The sequence below is a fragment of the Pseudonocardia nematodicida genome (assembly GCF_040105385.1).
Classification (GTDB): domain Bacteria; phylum Actinomycetota; class Actinomycetes; order Mycobacteriales; family Pseudonocardiaceae; genus Pseudonocardia; species Pseudonocardia nematodicida.
On the sequence record NZ_JBEDNQ010000005.1, the window covers coordinates 127,018 to 147,240 of the forward strand.

The 20,223-nt window shown below is 75.5% G+C and carries 14 protein-coding genes; 3 read left to right on the plus strand and 11 right to left on the minus strand.

Going from position 1 to position 20,223, the window contains the following annotated elements; translation table 11 throughout:
- Positions 1-13: 13 nt before the first annotated feature.
- The 10 genes from nirD to WIS52_RS13600 form a co-directional block, all read right to left on the minus strand.
- Positions 14-409 (minus strand): nitrite reductase small subunit NirD, encoded by a 396-nt coding sequence (nirD, locus tag WIS52_RS13555; protein WP_349298571.1) that lies wholly within the window; start codon positions 407-409, stop codon positions 14-16.
- Positions 406-2,964: a nitrite reductase large subunit NirB gene (gene nirB / locus WIS52_RS13560; protein ID WP_349298572.1), complete on the minus strand. Its 2,559-nt coding sequence runs from the start codon at positions 2,962-2,964 to the stop codon at positions 406-408. The genes nirD and nirB overlap by 4 nt, the downstream gene beginning before the upstream one ends.
- Positions 2,961-4,412, minus strand: a complete 1,452-nt coding sequence (locus WIS52_RS13565) for an FAD-dependent oxidoreductase (RefSeq protein WP_349298573.1) — start codon at positions 4,410-4,412, stop codon at positions 2,961-2,963. Before WIS52_RS13565 ends, nirB begins: the two co-directional genes overlap by 4 nt.
- 117 nt (positions 4,413-4,529) lie before the next feature.
- Positions 4,530-4,895: a hypothetical protein gene (locus WIS52_RS13570; RefSeq protein ID WP_349298574.1), complete on the minus strand. Its 366-nt coding sequence runs from the start codon at positions 4,893-4,895 to the stop codon at positions 4,530-4,532.
- Between the two features lie 237 nt (positions 4,896-5,132).
- The gene (locus WIS52_RS13575; RefSeq protein ID WP_349298575.1) at positions 5,133-7,250 is read right to left on the minus strand and encodes a molybdopterin oxidoreductase family protein; all 2,118 of its coding nucleotides are present in this window, start codon (positions 7,248-7,250) and stop codon (positions 5,133-5,135) included.
- Entirely contained in the window at positions 7,250-8,623 is a 1,374-nt protein-coding gene (locus WIS52_RS13580) for a nitrate/nitrite transporter (RefSeq protein ID WP_349298576.1), read from the minus strand. Before WIS52_RS13580 ends, WIS52_RS13575 begins: the two co-directional genes overlap by 1 nt.
- Before the next feature lie 163 nt (positions 8,624-8,786).
- Positions 8,787-9,611, minus strand: coding sequence for a TIGR02569 family protein (locus tag WIS52_RS13585; protein ID WP_349298577.1), 825 nt, complete (start codon positions 9,609-9,611; stop codon positions 8,787-8,789).
- 301 nt (positions 9,612-9,912) lie between these two features.
- Entirely contained in the window at positions 9,913-12,828 is a 2,916-nt protein-coding gene (locus tag WIS52_RS13590) for a hypothetical protein (protein ID WP_349298578.1), read from the minus strand.
- 208 nt (positions 12,829-13,036) lie between these two features.
- Positions 13,037-14,209, minus strand: a complete 1,173-nt coding sequence (gene moeZ / locus WIS52_RS13595) for an adenylyltransferase/sulfurtransferase MoeZ (RefSeq protein WP_349298579.1) — start codon at positions 14,207-14,209, stop codon at positions 13,037-13,039.
- Between the two features lie 86 nt (positions 14,210-14,295).
- On the minus strand, positions 14,296-15,312 hold the full coding sequence (locus WIS52_RS13600) for an alpha/beta fold hydrolase (protein ID WP_349298580.1): 1,017 nt from the start codon (positions 15,310-15,312) through the stop codon (positions 14,296-14,298).
- A gap of 165 nt (positions 15,313-15,477) precedes the next feature.
- On the opposite strand from WIS52_RS13600, the gene WIS52_RS13605 reads away from it, so the two are divergent.
- The 3 genes from WIS52_RS13605 to WIS52_RS13615 are packed head-to-tail and all read left to right on the plus strand — an operon-like array spanning position 15,478 to position 19,022.
- Complete coding sequence (locus tag WIS52_RS13605) at positions 15,478-16,422, plus strand: hypothetical protein (RefSeq protein WP_349298581.1); 945 nt, start codon at positions 15,478-15,480, stop codon at positions 16,420-16,422.
- 6 nt (positions 16,423-16,428) lie between these two features.
- Positions 16,429-18,363, plus strand: a complete 1,935-nt coding sequence (locus WIS52_RS13610) for a hypothetical protein (protein ID WP_349298582.1) — start codon at positions 16,429-16,431, stop codon at positions 18,361-18,363.
- Between the two features lie 29 nt (positions 18,364-18,392).
- Positions 18,393-19,022 carry a TetR/AcrR family transcriptional regulator gene (locus WIS52_RS13615; protein WP_349298583.1) on the plus strand — a complete coding sequence of 210 codons (630 nt, stop codon included), beginning with the start codon at positions 18,393-18,395 and terminating at the stop codon, positions 19,020-19,022.
- Positions 19,023-19,041: 19 nt separating this feature from the next.
- On the opposite strand, the gene WIS52_RS13620 is transcribed toward WIS52_RS13615, so the two are convergent.
- Complete coding sequence (locus WIS52_RS13620) at positions 19,042-19,950, minus strand: alpha/beta fold hydrolase (protein WP_349298584.1); 909 nt, start codon at positions 19,948-19,950, stop codon at positions 19,042-19,044.
- Positions 19,951-20,223 lie beyond the last annotated feature (273 nt).

Below are 20,223 nucleotides of genomic sequence, written 5' to 3' on the forward strand. Positions count from 1 at the left end.
CGGTTCGGGTCCGTCACCGTATCCCCAGCTGGACCGCCCCGCCCACGCATCGGACCGCGAAGGCGGGCAGGCTCACAGCGTCGTCGTCCAGGCAGCGGCCGTCGCGCAGCGCGAAGGACTGCTTGTAGATCGGGCCCGCGACGGTCGGTTCGCCTCCCCGGTCCCCGACGATGCCCCGCGACATCACCGCCGCTCCGCTGAACGGGTCGATGTTGCCGACCGCGAACAGCGCATCATCGGTGTGCCGGAACACGGCCACCTGGACGTCGGAGACGAGCGCGGCGACGCCGCGGAAGGGCTGCAGCCGCTGCAGCGGGCAGATCGTCAGCCAGTCGGCCGGCTCCTCACCCGCGGCGACGGGCCGGCGGTCGGCGACCTGCGACGGGGCGGTGACGGGCTGTGCGGTCATCGCGAGGACACCTCCGGGAGTCCGATGAGGACGGGCTCGTCGGGCCGCCCGGGAGCGGGGACGTTCTGCCCCCGTTCCTCGACGAACCGGACCGTCGGGTCCGGCGTGCCGGGGGCGTTGACGAAGGACACGAAGCGCTCCAGCTTCGCCGGGTCGTTCAGGACGCCGGCCCACTCGTCGGCGTAGGACTCGACGTGCCGGGCCATCGCGGCGTCGAGGTCGGCGCAGATGCCGAGCGAGTCGTCGACGACGACGGCCCGCAGGTGGTCCAGCCCGCCCTCCATCGCCTCGATCCACGGCGCGGTGCGCTGCAGCCGCTCGGCGGTGCGGACGTAGAACATCAGGAACCGGTCGATCGTCCGGATCAGCGTCCCGGAGTCCACGTCGGACACCAGCAGCTCGGCGTGCCGCGGGGTGAAGCCGCCGTTGCCGCCGACGTAGAGGTTCCAGCCGGTCTCGGTGGCGATCACCCCGAAGTCCTTCGAGCGGGCCTCGGCGCACTCGCGCGCGCAGCCCGAGACCCCGGACTTGAGCTTGTGCGGGCTGCGCAGGCCCCGGTAGCGCAGCTCCAGCTCGACGGCCATCCCGACCGAGTCCTGCACGCCGTAGCGGCACCAGGTCGTCCCGACACACGACTTCACGGTGCGCAGCGACTTGCCGTAGGCGTGCCCGGACTCGAACCCGGCCTCGACGAGTCGCGACCAGATCGCGGGCAGGTCCTCGACGCGGGCGCCGAACATGTCGATCCGCTGCCCGCCGGTGATCTTGGTGTAGAGCCCGTAGTCCCGGGCCACCTCGCCGATCACGATCAGGCCTTCGGGGGTGACCTCCCCACCGGCGATCCGAGGGACGACCGAGTAGGTCCCGTTGCGCTGCATGTTCGCCAGGAAGTGGTCGTTGGTGTCCTGCAGCGTGGCCTGCTCGCCGTCGTGGATGTGGCCGTTCCCGAGGGTGGCGAGGATGGAGGCGACCACCGGCTTGCAGATGTCGCAGCCCGCGCCGCGGCCGTGGCGCGCGATCAGCTCGGAGAACGAGGAGATCCCGGCTCCGGCGACGATCTCGAACAGCTCCGCGCGGGAGTGGCCGAAGTGCTCGCACAGCGCCTTCGAGACCTCGACGCCCTGCTGGGCGAGGATCTTCGCCAGGGTCGGCACGCAGGACCCGCAGGTCGTGCCCGCCCGGGTGCAGGACTTCAGCTCCGGGACGGTGTGCGCGCCGTCGCCGATCGCCGCACAGAGCTGTCCCTTGGTGACGGCGTTGCAGGAGCAGATCTGCGCCGAGTCCGGCAGCGCACCCGCGTCCGGCTCCGCGCCGCCCTTCGAGATCAGCGTGACCGGGTCCTCGGGCAGTGCCGAGCCGACCAGCGGGCGCAGCGCCCCGTAGCGGGACGCGTCGCCGACCAGGACACCACCGAGCAGCGTGGACGCGTCGTCCGAGACGACCAGCTTCGAGTAGGTGGCCGCGACCGGGTCGTTGACGACGATCTCCAGCGCCCCCTCGGTGGTCGCGTGCGCGTCCCCGAAGCTGGCGACGTCGACGCCGAGCAGCTTGAGCTGGGTGGACATGTCCAGCTCCTCGGGCGTCATGCTCGCCTGCCCGCCGAGCAGCCGGTCGGCGACGACCTCGGCCATCGCGTAGCCCGGCGCGACCAGGCCGTAGGTGCGCCCGTCCAGCGCGGCGCACTCGCCGATCGCCCACACGTGCTCGTCGGACGTCCGGCAACGGGCGTCGACCAGGATCCCGCCGCGCTCGCCGACCGGCAGGTCGCAGGCTCGGGCGAGCCCGTCGGAGGCCCGGATGCCGGCGGAGAAGACGACGAGGTCGGCGTCCAGCTCGACGCCGTCGGACAGCGTGGCGACCAGCCGGTTCCGGTCCTGCGCGACGCCGTTCAGCGACACCCCGGTCCGCACGGAGATCCCCTGCTCGGCGACCAGCCGGTGCAGCAGCGCGCCGCCGCCGTCGTCGACCTGCACCGGCATCAGCCGGGGTGCGATCTCCACGACCTGCGGGGACAGCCCGAGCAGCCGCATCGCGCGGGCCGCCTCGAGTCCCAGCAGCCCGCCGCCGACGACGATCGCCGACGGCCGGCCCCTGCGCGCCGGGTTCGCGACGGCGGCGGCAGCCGCCTCCTTGATCGCGTCCAGGTCGTCGAGCGTGCGGTAGACGAAGCAGCCGGGCAGGTCCCTGCCCTCGACCGGCGGCACGAACGGGTAGGAGCCGGTGGCCAGGACGAGCGCGTCGTAGTCCAGTGTCCGGCCCGACTGCGTGGTGACCCGGCGGGCGTCCCGGTCGACGCCCGAGACGGCGTCGCCGAGGTGGTAGGTGACCAGCGGGTCGTCGCGCAGGCCGTCGTCGTCGAGCCGGAGCTCCTCCTCGGACTTCCCGTCCACGTAGGACGACAGGGCGACCCGGTCGTAGGCACGGCGGGACTCCTCGCCGAGGACGGTGATCTCCCAGTCCCCCGGGGTGTCGCGGTCCCGCACGGCGGCGACCAGCCGGTGCCCGACCATCCCGTTGCCCACGACGACGAGATGCATCCTGTGTTCCTCCCTCATGCCGCGGTCTCCTGCGGCGGATCGGACTCGGTCAGCCAGTCGGAGATGCCGCACACGGTGCCGGTGCAGCTGCCGCAGCCGGTGCCGGCGCGGGTGCGGCGACGGAGCGCGTCGGCGTCGCGGGCGCCCTCGCGCCACGCGGTGACCAGCGCGTTCTTGGTGACGGTGTTGCAGCGGCAGACGACCGCCGAGCCGGGCATCCGGGACGGGTCGGCGGCCTCGGTGGCGCCGCCGGGCAGCGCGCGGCCGAGCAGCAGCGCGAGCCGGTCCTCCGGTGCGGGCGCGGCGGAGTCGTAGAGCTCGATGATCGACGCAGCGGCGTCGGGCAGGCCCAGCAGGATGGCGCCGACGACGCGGTCGTCGCGCAGCACGAGGGTCCCGTATCGGCCGCGGCGCGGGTCCGAGACGGCCACGGTCTCGTCCCCGGCGCCGACGTCACCGACGGCGGCCAGGTCGATGCCGGCGGCCTTGAGCCGGGTCACCGGGCGGGTGCCGCGGTAGCGCGCCGCCGGGTCGGTCCCGGTGAGCAGGTCGGCGAGCACCGCGGCCTGCTCCCAGCCGGACTGGACGAGGCCGGCGGCGGCCCCGGCGTGCTGGGCGCAGTCGCCGATGGCGTGCACCCGGCCGTCGTCGGTGGCGAGGCGGTCGTCGACGAGGATCCCGCGGTCGACGGCGAGCCCGGCGGCCCGCGCCAGCCCGGTCTCGGCACGGACCCCGGCCGCGACGACGACGGCGTCCGCGGCGATCCGGGTGCCGTCGTCGCAGTCCAGCCCGAGGTCGGGGTTCCATGCCTTGGCCGCGACGCCGCAGCGCACGTCGACGCCGAGCTCGCGCAGCGCGTCGCCGAGCACCGCGGCGGCACCGGTGTCGAGCTGGCGTTCCATCAGGTGCCCGCGCGGGTGGACCAGGGTGACGGCGACACCGCGCCCGGCCAGCCCACGGGCGGCCTCCACCCCGAGCAACCCGCCGCCGACGACGGCGATCCGGGCACCCGGCGCGGCCGCGGCCAGGATGCGCTCGCAGTCGTCGAGGTCGCGGAACAGGCTCACGCCACGGGCCGGAGCGCCGTCCCCGTCCTCGGCGAGCCCGTCGACCGGTGGGAGCCAGGCCCGGCATCCGGTGGCCAGCACCAGCTCGTCGTAGGGGTGGGTGGAACCGTCCGCGCCGTGCACGACGCGCGCGTCGCGGTCGATCGCGACGGCGGCGACCCCGGTGTGCAGGTCGACGCCGTTCGCCTCGGCCCAGCCGTCCGGGTGCAACGACACCATCGCGGGCTTCAGGCCGCCGGCGAGCACGGTGGAGAGCAGCACCCGGTTGTACGCCGGCCGCGACTCGGCCCCGAGCACGGTCAGCGCGACGCGCCCGCCGTCCGGGTCCCGGCGACGGATCTCCTCGGCGAACCGGGCACCGACCATGCCGTGCCCGATCACCACCACGCGCCTGCTCATGGTGTTCGACGGTAGGAACGGGGAGTTACGGGCAGGCGGCCCGCGATGACACGGGCGTTACGAGGTCCTCATTCTCCGCAGGTCGGGATCGTGAGCCGGGTTCCGCGCGGCAACGACTCAGCTCCGGTCGAGGACGGCGGCGACCCGTCCAGCCCAGCGCTCGTGCGCCGACTGCCGGGTGATGCCTGCGGCACCGCCGATCGTCTCCCAGCTGACGCCGATGCGGCGCAGCCCGATCAGCTGCGGGAGCGGGTCGAGCCCGGCGGCGAGTGCGATCCGGAACGCGGCGAGCTGCCACGCCGTCTCCCGGCGTGCCGGGGCGTCGGTGCCCTCCTCGGCGTCCCACTCGGGGGTGCCGGGCAGCGGCGGGACGCCGGCGATCGCGTCGGCGTGCCGGTCGAGCTCGGCGACGGCGGCGGCGGTCACGGCGCGGGCGGCGGCCGAGACGTCGAGGGTCAGGACGTCGTCCATACTCACGGTCATGCTTGTCAGGCTAGACCTGACAAGCATGAGGTGCGATCGAGATTCGCGGCGGCCGACGTCACAGCGCTCACAGGGGCCCGCGGCACCTGCGAGGTTCGCCGGGCCGACCGCAACCGCGTCCTCCCTCGACAACACCCGGGGCACGACGCTCACGCAACCGGCCCGCGCTCACGCGATCGCGTGCGCGTCCACGAGTCCGGTGAGCGCCGTCGGAGTGGGCGAGCGCCCGGGACCGGGTCAGGTGCGGGCGGCGGCGGGTACGGCCGGAGCGGGGTTCGTGGCGGGGGCCCGGACCGGGGTCAGCCGGACCGCGGCGACCTTGAACTCCGGCATCCGGCTGATCGGGTCCAGCGCCGGGTTGGTGACGTTGTTCGCCGCCCCCTCGCCTCCGAAGTGGAACGGCAGGAACAGCGTGTCGGTCCGCAGGGTCGGCACGCAGCGCACCGTCGCCCGCGTCGTCCCGCGGCGCGAGGTCACCTCGGCGAGGTCGCCGTCGGCCAGGCCGTGCCGGGCCGCGGTGTCCGGGTGCACCTCGACGAACACCTCCGGGGTCACCGCCGCGAGCTCGGCGACCCGCCGGGTCTGCGCGCCGGACTGGTAGTGCGCCAGCACCCGGCCGGTGGTGGCCCGCAGCGGGAAGCCGTCGTCGACGTTCTCGTCCGGCTCGACGTGGTCGACCGGCACCATCCGGGCCCGGCCGTCCGGGTGGGCGAACCGGTCGGTGAACAGCCGCGGCGTGCCCGGGTGGTGCTCGCCGGGGCAGGGCCAGTGCAGTGCCTCGCCCGCGTCGAGGCGGGCGTAGCTGACCCCGGCGTAGTCGGCGATCCCCCCGGCCGAGGCGCGCCGCAGCTCGTCGAACACCGTCATCGGGTCGGCCGGGAACTCGCCGGGCGCGTCCAGCGCGGCGGCCAGCCCGGAGATCACCTCGAGATCGGTGCGCACCCCCGGCGGCGGCACCAGCGCGCGTCGCCGACGCAGCACCCGGCCCTCCAGGTTGGTCATCGTGCCCTCCTCCTCGGCCCACTGGGCCACCGGCAGCAGGACGTCGGCCCGCGACGCGGTCTCGCCGGGCAGCACGTCGGCGACGACGAGCAGGTCCAGCGCGTCCAGCCGCTCGGCGACGGCGCGCGCGTCGGGGGCCGAGACGAGCACGTTGGAGCCGAACACCAGCAGCGCCCTCGGGCCGCCGGGCCTGCCAAGGGAGTCCAGGAGTTCGACGGCGCTGCGTCCCTTGCCGGGCAGAGACGCCGGGTCGACGCCCCACACCGAGGCGATGTGCTCCCGTGCGGCCGGGTTCTCGATGTGCCGGTAGCCGGGCAGCTGGTCGGACTTCTGGCCGTGCTCGCGTCCACCCTGGCCGTTGCCCTGGCCGGTGATCGTCCCGAACCCGGAGCCCGGACGACCGGGCAGGCCGAGCGCGAGCGAGAGGTTGATCCAGGCCGTCACGGTGTCGACGCCGTGCGCGTGCTGCTCGGCCCCGCGCGCGGTGAGGACGTAGCGGCGGGTGGTCGTCGCCAGCCACCGCGCGACGGTCCGCATGTCGGAGGCGGCCACCCCGCAGACCCGTTCCGCGCGTTCGGGCCACCACTGCGCGGCGACCCGCCAGACGTCGTCGAACCCGCTCGTGCGCATCTCCACGTAGGACGGATCCAGGTGCCCGTCGACGACGGCGGCGTGCAGCATCCCCAGCGCCAGCACCAGGTCGGTGCCCGGGCGCGGGGCCAGGTGCAGGCCGCCGGAGGCGAGCGCCCGTTCCGCGGTCGGGGTGCGCCGCGGGTCCACGACGACCAGCCGGGCGCGCTGCAGGTGCGACATCAGCGGCGGCATGGTCTCGGCGACGTTCGCGCCGGCCAGCACGACCAGCTCGGCGTCGTCGAGGTCGGTGACCGGGAACGGCAGCCCGCGGTCGACGCCGAACGCCCGGTTGCCCGCGGCGGCGGCCGAGGACATGCAGAAGCGGCCGTTGTAGTCGATCTGCGAGGTGCCCAGCGCGACCCGGGCGAACTTGCCGAGCAGGTAGGCCTTCTCGTTGGTGAGCCCGCCGGCGCCGAAGACCGCGACCGAGTCGGGGCCGTGCTCGGCGCGCAGGGCCGCGAGCCGCCCGGCGACCCGGGCCAGTGCGGAGTCCCAGCCGGTCTCGGCGAACCCGGCGTCGCGCGAGTCCCTGACCAGCGGGTTCGTCAGGCGGTGCGGATGGGTGAGCAGAGCAGAGGACGTCCAGCCCTTCTGGCACATGCCGCCGTTGTTGACCGGGAATTCCCGGGCGTCCACCTCGCCGGACGGGCCGACCCACTGCGCGCACTGCAGGGCGCAGTACGGGCAGTGGGTGGCGGTCCGGTGTTCCGCCGGACTCATCAGACCTTCGCGAGCGCGACGGCTTCTTTCCGGCCGACCAGGGCCGGCTGCGGGCGCAGGTAGACGACGTAGGTGACGACGATGCAGACCAGGTAGAACACCAGGAAGCTCCAGAACGCCGGGGTGCCGGACTGCACGGTGAGGAAGGACTGGCGGAACGCCAGGTTGATGAACAGCCCGCCCAGCGCGCCGACGGCTCCCGCGATGCCGATCACCGCGCCGGACAGCCGCCGCGCGGTGCCGAGCGCGATCGCCCGGTCACCGCCCTCGGCGATCGTGACCCGGGCCCGGCCGGTGAAGATCGCCGGGATCATCTTGTAGGTCGAGCCGTTGCCGATCCCGGACAGCGTGAACAGCAGGATGAAGCCGACCGTGAAGATCGTCAGCGACTGCGCGCCGGACGCCAGGATCACGATCACGGTGGCGACGGCCATGCCGACGAAGTTCCAGAGCGTCACCCGCGCGCCGCCGAACCGGTCGGCCAGCTTGCCGCCGTAGGGCCGGATCAGCGATCCGATCAGCGGGCCGATGAAGGTGACCATCGCGGCCTGCAGCGGGGTGCGGTCGAACTGGTTCTGAAGCACCAGACCGAAGGCGAAGGAGTAGCCGATGAAGGAACCGAAGGTTCCGATGTAGAGGAACGACATGATCCAGGTCTGGCGGTCCCGGCATGCCTCGGCGAAGGCGCCGGTGTCGTTCGACATCGCCGCGATGTTGTCCATCCGCAGCCAGGCGAGCACCGTGGAGACGATCACGAGCGGGATGTAGATCGCGATCAGGACGCGCGGCGAGCCGGCGCCGATCGTGGCGATGACCAGCAGGCCCAGCAGCTGGATGACCGGCACGCCGAGGTTGCCGCCGCCGGCGTTGAGCCCGAGTGCCCAGCCTTTGGTCTTCTCCGGGAAGAACGCGTTGATGTTCGCCATCGAGGAGGCGAAGTTCCCGCCGCCGACACCGGCGAACGCGGCGACGACCAGCAGCGTGGTGTAGGAGACCCCGGGCTCGATGACGACCATCGCCAGGATCAGCGGGACGATCAGCAGCGCCGCCGCGAAGATCGTCCAGTTACGGCCGCCGAACCGCGCGACCGCGAACGTGTAGGGCAGCCGCAGGATCGCGCCGACCAGGGTGGGGACCGCGACCAGGAAGAACTTCTGGGCCGCGTCGAAGCCGTACTCGTCGCCCATGAAGAGCACGAGCACCGACCACATCGTCCAGACCGAGAACCCGATGTGCTCGGAGAAGATCGACTGCCAGAGGTTCCGGCTCGCGATCTTCTTGCCGGTGCGCTCCCAGAAGCCCTCGTCCTCGGGATCCCAGTGCTCGATCCACCGGCCGCCGAGGCGGCGGGACGGCTGTTGTTCGGTCGTCACGAAAGCGTCTCCCTGGGGCGGTCGGTCACGTCGCCGAGGACGGTAGGGATCCGCAGTTTCCGTCGGGTGGCGCCGCGTGACACGGCGGAAACACTTATCTCACACCGAGCGGTCCGGCCGTGTGAGCACGGCCGGCGAAGTCAGTGGCTCACAGCCTCGGGGCTCACAGCCTCCGGCCGACCAGCTCCGCGACCCGCGCGATCCCGGTCATGGACTCGTGCGTCGCGTCCGGGTGCTGCGCGTGCAGCGCGAGCCGGTACAGCACGGCGCGCAGCAGCGACTGCGGCCACTCGGCCAGGTCCGACCAGCGCTCCAGCAGGTCGTCGTCGGCGCCACCCCAGGCGACGGCGTCCACGACGACGACGGCGGCGGCCCACTCGGCCGGCCGCCAGAACGGCACGAGGTCGAGCACCGCCGGGCGCCCCTGCGGGTCGAACAGCATCGCGCCGAAGAGCTCCCCGTGCACCACCTGCGGGGTGAGCCGGACGGTGCGCCGGTACGCGGCGAGCTCGCTGAACAACGCGCCGCCGGTCTCCGGGTGCAGGTCCAGCTTGTGCTCCCCGAACGCGGCCGCGGCTGAGCGGGAGAGCAGGTCGTCGCGGTCGTCGAGCAGGCGCGGACGGAGCACGGTCGAGGTGGCCGCGTGCAGCCGCAGCGACGCCGAGACGACCTCGTCGTGCCGTGGCTCGGGGGCGCCGGGGACGTACCGGGACGCCGCCCAACCGCCGACCACCCAGCGGCCGTCGCTGGACCGCACCGGGCGGGCCAGCCGGACGCCGTCGACCTCGAGGTTCTCCATCACCGTGGCCGACCATGCGGCGACGACGTGGTCGGCGACCGGCCGCAGCAGCACCTCACCGCACTGCCAGGCCCGCTGACCCGCCCACACGACGGGCCGCGGCTCGATGTCGCGCACACCGAAAGCGACGCGGACGTGCTCGGGCAGGGCGCTCGCCGACGCGGTGGCGAGCGTGCGGGCTGCGGTCACGGCGGCGACGGTACCGGCGCCGATGCGGTGACCGGGTCGCGCCACGCCCGGACGTCACTGATCGAACCCGCGACGAACGGGTGAGAGCCGGGGACGCCGGACGGTCCGGCCGGGCCGGACCGGCCTGCCCCGGCCCGCAGCGCGGGACGGCACTCGGTTCCGGAACCGGCCCCGCACCCCGGAGGGGACGCCGCACGTGCTCCGGACGGTGCGCGAGCGGCGACGGGATGCGAGATCGGCGTTTCGGCAGCGGCTGGGCCAGGTCGTCGGGCGTGGGCCGCGTCGTCGGGGCGCGGGCCGGTCAGTCGGTCCCGTCGTCGTGCTGCCCGTCGTCACCGGCGTGCTCGTCACCGTCGTCCTGCCAGCCGTCGCCACCGTCGTCCTGCCAGTCGTCGCCACCGTCGTCCTGCCAGTCGTCGCCACCGTCGTCCTGCCAGTCGTCGCCACCGTCGTCCTGCCAGTCGTCGCCCTGCCAGTCGTCACCATCGTCGTTCTGCCGGTCCCCGCCACCGTCGCCCTGCCGGTCCCCGTCACCGTCGGCCTGCCGGTCCTCGCCACGCTGGTCCTGTCGGTCCTCGTCGTCGTGTCGCTCGTCGCCGCCGTCGCGCCGGCCGCCGTCCTGGTGCTCCTCGTCGCCACCGTCGCGCTGTTCCTCGCCGTGCCGTCCGTCGGGGCCGCCCTCGTCCCGCGGCGGGTCGCCGCGGTCGCCGTGCTCCCGGTCGTCGCCGCGCGCGGAGTCACCCGCGCCGTCGGTGTGGGAGGCGTCGGTCCCTCGTTCTCGCGACGCGATCCGGTCCGCGGCCTGCCGGTCGACCTCGGCGAGGACCGGTGCCGCGGCCTCCTCGCCCAGCGCCGCCTCGACCCACGGTCGGGCCACCGCTCCCGCGAACGTGGCGGGGACCGTCTCGTGGAGCGAGGCACCGCGACCCGGGGTGGCCCCGTCGCCGCCCGACCGATCCAGCGCACCGTCCCTGCCGGACCGGTCCGGCGCCCCGTTGCCGGCCGGGCGGTCCGGCGCCCCGTCGCCGTCACGGTCGCCCCCACCCGCACGGTCGGACTCCCGCCCTCCGGACCGGTCACGATCCGCGCCGGCCGGGTCCCGGTCCACCTCCTCCGCGACGGCCCCGGTCCCCTCCTCCTCGGTCCGGTTCCGTTCCGGGTCGGCCGCCGGTACTGCTCCGCCGTCGACGCCAGGGAGGCCTGCGTCCGCGCCGGCCTGCCGGGCACGCGCATCGCGAGTCCCGGACCGTTGGTCGGTTCCCTCATCCGGGCCGGCCGGAGCCCTGCTCGCGTCGCCGGAGCCCGCCCCCTCACCGGTGTCATCTCCGATGTCGTCACCGGGGCCCGTACGGCCCACCCCTCCCGCGATGTCACCACCACGGCCGACCCCGGCCTCCCCACGGCCACTTCCGGCACCTGCCCGGTCCCCGCGATCACGGTCGGTGCGACCGCGGTCCGAGCCCCCGCCTCCGGGGTCCTCCGCACGGTCGCGGCCCGCGCCGGCCGCACGATCCGCACCGCGGGCATCGGTGCCCTCCGCGACGTCGCCGTCCGTGCGGCCGTCTCCGGCACGGCCCCGGTCACCCACGGATCGATCCGGCGCCACAGCGGGCTCCGCCGCCACCCGTTCGGACACCGGCCCCGAAGCCACGGCGTTCGCAGGCGCCGGGTTCGCAGGCGCCGGGTTCGCGGGACCGGAGGTGCCGCCCGACACGCCACCGGTCGACCCTGCGGCCGGCGCACCCCCGGCGGGCGTCCCATCGCCCGGACCGTCCGCAGCCGGCTCCGCCGGGCGTGCGGCGACCGCCCGCGCCCCCTCGGCAGCATCGGCCACCGCGCCGCCCAGCGCCTCCCCCGGCCCGGCGGCCACGGCGCCCACCACCGGCGCCGCGGAACGCCCGGCCGGGGCCTCCCCGGAGGGCGGCGCTGCGGTCTCCCCAGCCGGCGGGGCTGCGGTCTCCCCGGCGGGCGGCGCCGCAGTCTCGGCAGGCGGGGCCGCCGGGCCCCGGCCGGATGCCCCCTCCGGTCCCTCCGCACGGGGTGCCGTCTCGTCGCGCGGGCCACGCGGGTCGGGCGGCCCGCTGGTACCGACTTCGTCCCGAGGCCGGTCGGCGCCGGTCTCCCGGCCCCCCGGCACCGCGTGCGGGCGTTCCGGCGGACCGGCCGGAGCCTGCGGTGCCGGGGTCTCCCCGCGGCTGAGCGCGAGCACCTCCCCGGCGACCTCGTCGGTCCGGGCCGCGTTGCCGGGGAGCGGTTCGGTGCGGGCCCGGTCGACGGCCGCGTCCAGCGCCGCGAGCTCGTCCGCGGTCGCGTCCCGCCGACGTGCCCGCAGGTCCCGCTGCTCCTCCAGGGTGCGGGCCGCGTCGACCTGGCCGGCGGTGCGGCGGGCGGGCGGGGGCAGCTCGGCCACCACCCGCTCGAGCTGGCCGAGCTCGGCCTCGGCGACGGCGAGCGCGTCCCCGACACCCTGCCGCGAGTCGTAGGCCTCGAGCTGCGCCTGCAACGCGGCCCGCTGCTGGAGCAGGGTGTCGCGCTGCTCCCGGAGCCGGATGACCTCGGCCGGCGGCGTCGCCGGATCGTGCGGCACCGGTGCCTGCCGCCAGGTCTCCTCGGTGCCGTCGAGTGTCTCCAGCTGCTCCTCGATCCCGACCAGAGCGACGCGGGCCGCACCGGCCCACTCCTCGACGGTGCGCTCCTGCGCGGACGGGGTCCCGTCGACCGTCGACGGCGTCGTCGTCAGGGCGTACCCGCCGAGCAGCAGCGCGGTCGCGCCGATCAGCGCGAGGGCACGACGGTGCCGGAGCAGGGTGCGCGGGGCACGCAGCCGCGGAGGCGGGCCGCCGGCAGCGGGTCGGGAGGAGCGTGGACCGGCGCCGGTGACCGGCTTCCGGCCGACCGGCCCGCCGGGCGTGCCCGCAGCGGCCTCCGGTGCCCTCGCGGCCGGGCGGGATGCGCGTGCCGGTCCACCGGCGTCACTGTCGGAGGCGGCAGTCTCACGCGACTCGTCGGGCGGCTCACCGAGGGTCTCGACCGGCTCGCTGAGCCAGTGCGGCGACTCGGGTGCCTCGTCACCGGCGGTGCGCGCGGCGGCACGTCGGAGGATCCGGGCCCGGGCGCGGTGGGCCGCTGAGCAGTAGTGGCGTTCCGGGCGCCGGGGAACGGACTCGATCGGCTCGTCGCACCCTGACAGGGCACACCTGCGCACGGTCTTCTCCACCGACACCACCCCCGGCTCCGCGGGCCGTCCGTCGGCCTGCGAACGGGCACGTCGCACCTACCCGGCGTGATGTTTCGGTCACTCCCTCGCATTTCAGAAGGCAACGACGATGATCACCCGCCCGGAGCAGGGGAAGCGGACAAAAACGACGGAGGCCGCCTCCCGCGGTGCGGGGGCGGCCTCCGGTCGTGGAGCCTCGGCACGAGCCTCAGTAGGTGGGCTGCGAGGGGTCGATCTGCTTCACCCAGGACAGCACGCCGCCACCGACGTGCACGGCGTCGGCGAACCCGGCCCGGTGCAGCGCCGCGAGGGCCTCCGCGGAGCGGCCGCCGGACTTGCAGTGCAGGACGACGGGGCGGTCCTGCGCGATCTCGGCGAGCGCCTCGCCGGACAGGATCCGGTCCTTCGGGATGAGCGTCGCACCCGGGATCTTCACGATCTCGTACTCGTGCGGCTCGCGGACGTCGATCAGCTGGAAGTCCTTGCCCGCGTCGATCATCTGCTTGAGCTCACCGACGGTGATGGTGTGCCCGGCCGCGGCGTCCTGCGCGTCCTGGGTGACGGTCCCGCAGAACGCCTCGTAGTCGATCAGCTCGGTGATCTTCGGTGTCTCCGGGTCCTTGCGGATCTTCACCTGGCGCCAGGTGGTCTCCAGCGCGTCGTAGATCACCAGTCGGCCGAGCAGCGGCTCACCGATCCCGGTGAGCAGCTTGATCGCCTCGTTGACCATGATCGAGCCGATCGACGCGCAGAGCACGCCCAGCACGCCGCCCTCGGCGCACGACGGGACCATCCCGGGCGGCGGCGGCTCGGGGTAGAGGTCGCGGTAGTTGAGCCCCTGCCCGTTCGGCGCGTCCTCCCAGAACACCGAGGCCTGACCCTCGAACCGGAAGATCGAACCCCAGACGTAGGGCTTGCCCAGCAGCACCGCGGCGTCGTTCACCAGGTAGCGGGTGGCGAAGTTGTCGGTGCCGTCCAGGATCAGGTCGTAGCCGGCGAAGACATCGAGCACGTTCTCACTGGTGAGACGCTCGTTGTGCAGCCGGACGTCGACGTAGGGGTTGACCTCGCGGATCGAGTCCCGCGCCGACTCGGCCTTCGGGCGGTCCACGTCGGACTGACCGTGGATGATCTGCCGCTGCAGGTTCGACTCGTCGACGACGTCGAACTCGACGATGCCCAGCGTGCCCACCCCGGCCGCGGCCAGGTACAGCAGGGCCGGCGAGCCGAGCCCGCCGGCGCCGACGACCAGGACCTTGGCGTTCTTCAGCCGCTTCTGCCCGTCCATCCCGACGTCCGGGATGATGAGGTGGCGGCTGTACCGCTCCACCTCCTCCTTGGTCAGCTCGGCGGCCGGCTCGACCAGCGGCGGTAGCGCCATCTCGTCCACTCCTGTCGAAGTTCGCATGTCGCAGCGGTTCGCGGTGCCCGTGTCACGCACGACCCGCGTTCAGGCTTCGGAACGACTCAACGCCCCGTGTCCGCAACATCTTCCCCCGGGCCGGTCGAGGAATCCCACAGCCCGGCGATCGCCGACGCGACCGGTCCGGGCTGCTCGATCTGCGCGACGTGCCCGACCCCGGGCAGCACGACCAGCCGGGAGTCCGGCAGCGCGGCGGCGGTGCGGCGGGCGAGCCGGGGCGTGACGATCCGGTCGTCGCCGCCCCACAGCACCAGCGACGGGGCGCGCACCCGGGACGCGCGCGTCCACGTCGTCCGGCCCGCCCACAGCGCCAGCAGGCCGCGGGTCGCGCCGTCGGTCGCCTCGGCGGCCCACGGCAGCGTGGCGCGGTGCTCGTGCTCGGCGATCAGCTCCTCGAGCCGGCGTTCCGAGCCGCGCTGCGGATCGGCGAAGCACAGCCGCACGACGCGCTCGGCGCGCTCCCGCAGGGGCTCGGCGGCCAGCGAGCGACGGGCGGCACGTCCCAGGTACGGGACCATCGCCAGCGCCATCCGCGGGTCCGACAGCCGCCGCGGGTCCGGCCGGCGGTCCGGCATCGCCGGCGAGACCAGCGTCAGGGAGCGGACCAGTTCGGGGCGCCGGGCGGCAACCGTCATGCAGATCACCCCGCCCAGCGAGTTCCCGACCAGGTGCACCGGACGGCCCCGGCCCGCCAGCCAGCACAGCAGCGCGTCGGCCATCCCGTCCGGGGTGAAGTCGCGGGCCGCGGTCGGCTCGGAGTGGCCGAACCCGGGCAGGTCGACCGACAGCCCGGTGGCGCGCGGCGCGAGCAGTCCCGCCAGATCGGTCCAGTTGGTCGCCGACCCGGCGAGGCCGTGGACGTAGACGGCCTCCGGCGCCTCGACGGGCGCAGGTCCGGGGGTCTCCCGGACGTGCAGCGACACCCCGCCGGAGGTGACGGTCCGGCCGGGCCAGGGTGCCTGGTTCTCCCGCAGCCGGCCCAGCGTCGCCGGATCCGTGCCGCCACGGGGACGGGGAACGGTGTCCGTGACATGAACGGGGAGCGACGTACCGGCGGACATCACACCAGGATGACAAGACGCGGGCGGCGTCGCGGCACCCGGTGACGTCCGTTACTCCCACCTCGGCAAGTTGTCACTCGCCGCGATCAACATACAACGGAGCGCAACACCATCGGCTTCCGAGCGTTGTACCGGACGGGGGACCGACCGGAGGAGGAGACGCAGATGGGGCGGATCGCGAGCGCGGCCGCAGCCCGGCTGGCCGGTTTCGGCGCGGCCTCCGTACTCGTCTTCACCGGTGCGTGGACGGCGGGCGGCGTCGCCGGCACGGTCACCGGCGACGGGACCGGACCGGCCGCCGCCGGCGAGAGCAGCGCGGAGCCGGACGGCGGGCCGGTGCTGCCGGCGGGCAGCGCGTTCGCGCCCGCGAGCGCGGAGGGCGGCGGGGTGACGAGCACCGCCGCCGGCTACACCCTGTCCCCCCGACGCCTGATGCACCCGTGGCGGGAGCCGACGGCGATCGCCTTCACGGTGACCGGCTCGGACGGCGCGCCGGTCACCCGGTACGAGACCGACTCCGACGGGGCACCGGTGATGGACGCCGCGCTGATCCGCCGCGACGTCGCCGGCTACATGCGCCTGCACGCCACCCTCGGCGACGACGGCGTGTGGCGGGCCCCGGTGACCTTCCCCGGCGAGGGGGTGTGGCGGCTCTACGCCGGGTTCACCCCGTCCGGCGGCCCGGCCCTGGACCTGGGTACCGACGTGCACGTCCCCGGCCCGTACGGCGCGTTCTCGTTCCCGGAGGAGAACCGGGCCGGGATGTGCGGCGGCAGCGACCAGCAGGTCCGGATCGACGGGGCGCTGCTGCCCGGCGGGACCTCCCGGCTCTACGCGACCGTCGCCCGCGACGGGCGCCCCGTCACCGATCTCGAGCCGCTCTCCGGCGGCGCGTTCGGCCTGCTCACCGCGGTCCGCCAGGGCGACCTGGCCCGCTTCCCGATCCGCCCGGACGTGACCGGCGCCTCCACCGGCGACCGGGCCGGGCCGGGGGTCGCGTTCACGGCGGCCGTCCCGGCCCCGGGCAGCTACCGGCTGTTCCTCGACTACCGCTCCGGTGGCGAGCTGCGGTCCTGCGAGTTCACCGTCCCGACGGCGCCGGGGAGCTGACCACCGATGACCGGATCTCCGATCGCGGCCGCGGCCGTCGCGGCCGTGGTGGCACTGGCCCTGCCGGTCGCGGCGCTGGCCACCCCCGCGCTCCCGACGGCCGCCACCTGGGCCCTGATCACCGTGACGGTGCTGCTCGCCGTCGCCGTCGTCGCCGTGACCGGGGCGCCGGGGCACCGGGCCGCCGCCCGCGCACTGCGCCGGGGCGAGGCGACCGCCGACGTCGGGGTCTCGGCCGCGACGCTGCCCGCGCTCGCCTGGTCGGTCCCGGTGCTGCTGGTCGGCGCGATCTCCCCGGAGGTGCCGGCCACCGCGCTGAGCAGCGCCGGCGACGGCGGTGCGCCGGTGGACCCGGTGCTGCTCCCGGGGCTCGCCGCGGTGCTGACCGTGGCGGCCGTGGCGGTGCGGGGCACCGGCCGGGAGGACGCCCGGTCCCGGCCGGCCCCGGACGGCGGCACGGAGCGCGGCACGGACCATGCCGCGGCCGGGCCGTCCCCCGACGCGGAGGCGGGCCTGCGGACCCTGGCCGACCGCTGGAGCGCCCGCCTGGTGCCGTTCGCGCTGCTGGCGGCGGTCGCCGTCGCCGGAGCGCGGGCCGGTGCGGGCGAGCCGGTCGTGACGGTGGTCCCCGCCGCGCTGGCCGTCCTGCTCGCGGCGTGCCCGGTCGCGCTGCTGGCGGTGGTCCCGGCCGCGGTCCGGGCGGCGGACCGGGCGGGCGGCACGGCCGTCCGGCTGCCGCTGCCGGTGTCCCTGCGCCCGGTCCCGGCCGCCGACGCCGGCCCGTCGCCGGTCGAGTGGCTGGACCCGGTCGGCTGGACCGCGCCGGCCGGTCCGGCGGTCGCCGACCGGGTGGACACCGTCGTGCTGGCCGGGCCGGACGTGCTCGGCGGATGCGGGCCGGGCACCGTCGAGGTGCACCCGGCCACGGACGAGGACCGGGAGAAGGTGCTGCGGCTGGCCGCCTCGGTCGCGGCGGGCGCCGCCCCGGGGTCGGACCTCGCGCCGGTCGGACGGGCACTGGCCGCGGCCGTGCGGGACGGCGGCGGGGAGCCGCCGGAGGTCGCCGAGGCCGACGAGCGTCCCGGGCTCGGCGTCTCCGGGCTGGTCGCGGAGCTGATCACCGCCGAGGACGACACGACGGTCGTCGCGCACGCCGTCCTGCTCGGCTCCCCCGACTGGCTGCTCGAACACGGCATCGCCCTGCCGCCGGAGGTCGCGACCGAGCGGGAGCGGGCCGAGGACACCGGCCTGGCCGTCGTCGCGGTCGCCTGGGACGGCACCGCGCGCGGCGTGCTGACCCTGGACCGCGCCCCGCACCGGGAGGCCGCGGACGGGGTGGCCGCGTTGCGCTCCCGCGGGGCCCGGCCGGCGCTGCTCACCCCGGACGGCGAGGGCCCGGCCGGCGCGATCGCCGTCGCGGCGGGGCTGGACCCGGCCGACGAGGACGAGGTCCGGGCCGGGCTCGAGGGTGCCGGACGGGCGGCGGCCGTCGCGGGGCTGCAGGTGTGCGGGCGGACGGTGGCGGTCGCCGCCGACCCGGACGCGGACCCGGCGGCCCTGGCGCGCGCCGACCTCGCGATCGCGTTGACGCCCCCGGCCCCCGGCGACGGCGACGGGGCCCCGCCGCCGGTCGCGCCGGCGGGATCGGCGATGATCGCCGTCCGGGGTGGCCCGGCCGAGATCGCGCAGGCCCTCGACCTGGCGCGACGGGCGCGCGGGCACACCCGTTCGGGACTGGTCGCGGGGGTCGCGGTCGTCGTGGCGGGAGCGGTCGTGGCGGTGGCCGGCGCGCCGGTCGCCCCGGCCGGGGTGCTGCCCGTCGTGGCGGGTCTGGTCCTGCATCTCCGGAGGCTCCGGCGGCGCCCTCCGCGACGGCTCCGGGAGGCCCGGCACGCGCGGTCACGCACCGTTCGTCTTCCGGGTTACCTGCGGGTAGGGTGACCCCAGACCGGGTGAGAGGTAGGGGGCCGATGACCGGAACCGCCACGCCACGGGGGGCACGCCTGTCCCGTGGTGCGCGTCGCGCCCAGCTGCTGCTGGCCGCCCGCGACGTGTTCGCCGACCAGGGGTACCACGCGGCCGCGATGGACGACATCGCCGAGCGCGCCGGGGTCAGCAAGCCGGTCCTCTACCAGCACTTCCCCGGGAAGCTGGAGCTGTACCAGGCGCTCCTGACGACCTACGCCCAGGAGCTCGTCGACCGGGTGTCCGGGGCCATCGAGCGAACCGACGACAACAAGGAGCGGGTCCAGGCGGCCGTCGCGGCGTACTTCGACTTCGTCGCCGGCGAAGGCCGTGCCTACCGGCTGGTGTTCGAGTCCGACCTGCGCGGGGACCCGGAGGCCGCGGCGGTCGTGGAGAGCGCGCTGGACCGGTGCATCGACGCCGTCGCCGGCGCGGTGACCACCGACGCCGGGCTGGACCAGGACCGGGCCCGGCTGCTCGCCGTCGGCCTGGTCGGGCTGAGCCAGGTCGGGGCCCAGTTCTGGCTGGACTCCGAGCAGCGGGTCCCCCGGGACGAGGCCGTCGCGCTGATGGCGTCGCTGGCCTGGCGCGGGATCGCCGGGTTCCCGAAGCTGACCGAGGCCGAGCAGGCCTGACCCACCCACCGGCGATCACTCACGCCGCGCGGCTGCCGGCGGCGTGCCGGACCAGGACGGCCAGGCGCGCGGTCACGCCGCCGACGCGTTCCACCGGGAGCATGTGCCCGGCGTCGGGGAACTCGGTCACCGCGGCGCGGGGCAGGTGCGCGGCGATCCGGTAGGTGAACCGCGGCGGGGTGAGCCTGTCCCGCGCGCCGACCATGAGCTCGACCGGCAGGTCGGCGAACGCGGCCAGCGCCGCGTCGCGCTCGTGGGTGGTCAGGGTCGGGGTGAAGCCGGAGATCGTCGTCGGGCGGCAGGCCGCGATCGCCTCGCAGGTCGCCCGCACCGCGGCGGCACCGGGCCGGCGGCCCAGCAGCAGCCGCGCCACCCCCGGCCGCAGCACCCCGGGGTGGGCGGTCAGCTCCGCCCGCCCGGTCCACAACGGACTGTCGGTGACCTTCTCCCGGCCGACGAGGAACAGCTCCGCCGGACGACCGCTCATCCCCAGCGTCGCGGCCGCGCCGAGGCCGCCGCTCGCGGTGCCGACGAGCGCCACCCCGGCGACCCGGGACGCGACGAGCTCCGGGTGCCGCTGGGCCAGCGCCATGACCGTCATGCCGCCCATCGAGTGCCCGCCGAGCACCAGCGGCCCCGAGGGCGCCCGCTGCGCGATCACCTCGGCCATGTCGTCGGCGAGCTGCTCGACGGTCATCGAGGTCCCGGGCGTGTCGTCGGACCGCCCGTGCGCGCGGTGGTCGTAGCGCAGCACCCGCGGGACCGGGCCGGTGCGGACGGAGCCGACCAGCGCGTCGGCGACCGGTGCCCAGCACCGCTCGTCGAGGGTCCACCCGTGCGCCAGCAGCACGGTCACCGCGGCCGCGGCCGGACCGGACTCCCGGACGTGCAACCCGGTCCCGTCCCGGGTGACGACCTGCCTGCTCATCGCCCTCCTCCGGTCGACACGGCGCCGAGCGCGCCGATCACGACGGCATCGATCACGACAGCGTCGATCACGACAGCATCGCGCGGCGGACCGCCGGCCGCGCGCCCGCCACGTCGCCCCATCGGGTCGAGTCGCACCCCGGCCCGGTTCCCGCACCCTGCAGAGTGACCCCGCACCGGCTGAACCCGGTGCGGGAACGCTCCCGGGGTGCGAGGCCGGGACACCGGGGCGTGGTCAGTGCCGCCCCGCTTGTGGCTACCGGGGGTAGCCGTT

Excerpts from the sequence above, each read along its gene's own strand:
- nirD (WP_349298571.1), bottom strand. The coding sequence starts at position 409 with ATGACCGCACAGCCCGTCACCGCCCCGTCGCAGGTCGCCGACCGCCGG.
- nirB (WP_349298572.1), bottom strand. The coding sequence starts at position 2,964 with ATGAGGGAGGAACACAGGATGCATCTCGTCGTCGTGGGCAACGGGATG.
- WIS52_RS13565 (WP_349298573.1), bottom strand. The coding sequence starts at position 4,412 with ATGAGCAGGCGCGTGGTGGTGATCGGGCACGGCATGGTCGGTGCCCGG.
- WIS52_RS13570 (WP_349298574.1), bottom strand. The coding sequence starts at position 4,895 with ATGACCGTGAGTATGGACGACGTCCTGACCCTCGACGTCTCGGCCGCC.
- WIS52_RS13575 (WP_349298575.1), bottom strand. The coding sequence starts at position 7,250 with ATGAGTCCGGCGGAACACCGGACCGCCACCCACTGCCCGTACTGCGCC.
- moeZ (WP_349298579.1), bottom strand. The coding sequence starts at position 14,209 with ATGGCGCTACCGCCGCTGGTCGAGCCGGCCGCCGAGCTGACCAAGGAG.
- WIS52_RS13600 (WP_349298580.1), bottom strand. The coding sequence starts at position 15,312 with ATGTCCGCCGGTACGTCGCTCCCCGTTCATGTCACGGACACCGTTCCC.
- WIS52_RS13605 (WP_349298581.1), top strand. The coding sequence starts at position 15,478 with ATGGGGCGGATCGCGAGCGCGGCCGCAGCCCGGCTGGCCGGTTTCGGC.
- WIS52_RS13610 (WP_349298582.1), top strand. The coding sequence starts at position 16,429 with ATGACCGGATCTCCGATCGCGGCCGCGGCCGTCGCGGCCGTGGTGGCA.
- WIS52_RS13615 (WP_349298583.1), top strand. The coding sequence starts at position 18,393 with ATGACCGGAACCGCCACGCCACGGGGGGCACGCCTGTCCCGTGGTGCG.
- WIS52_RS13620 (WP_349298584.1), bottom strand. The coding sequence starts at position 19,950 with ATGAGCAGGCAGGTCGTCACCCGGGACGGGACCGGGTTGCACGTCCGG.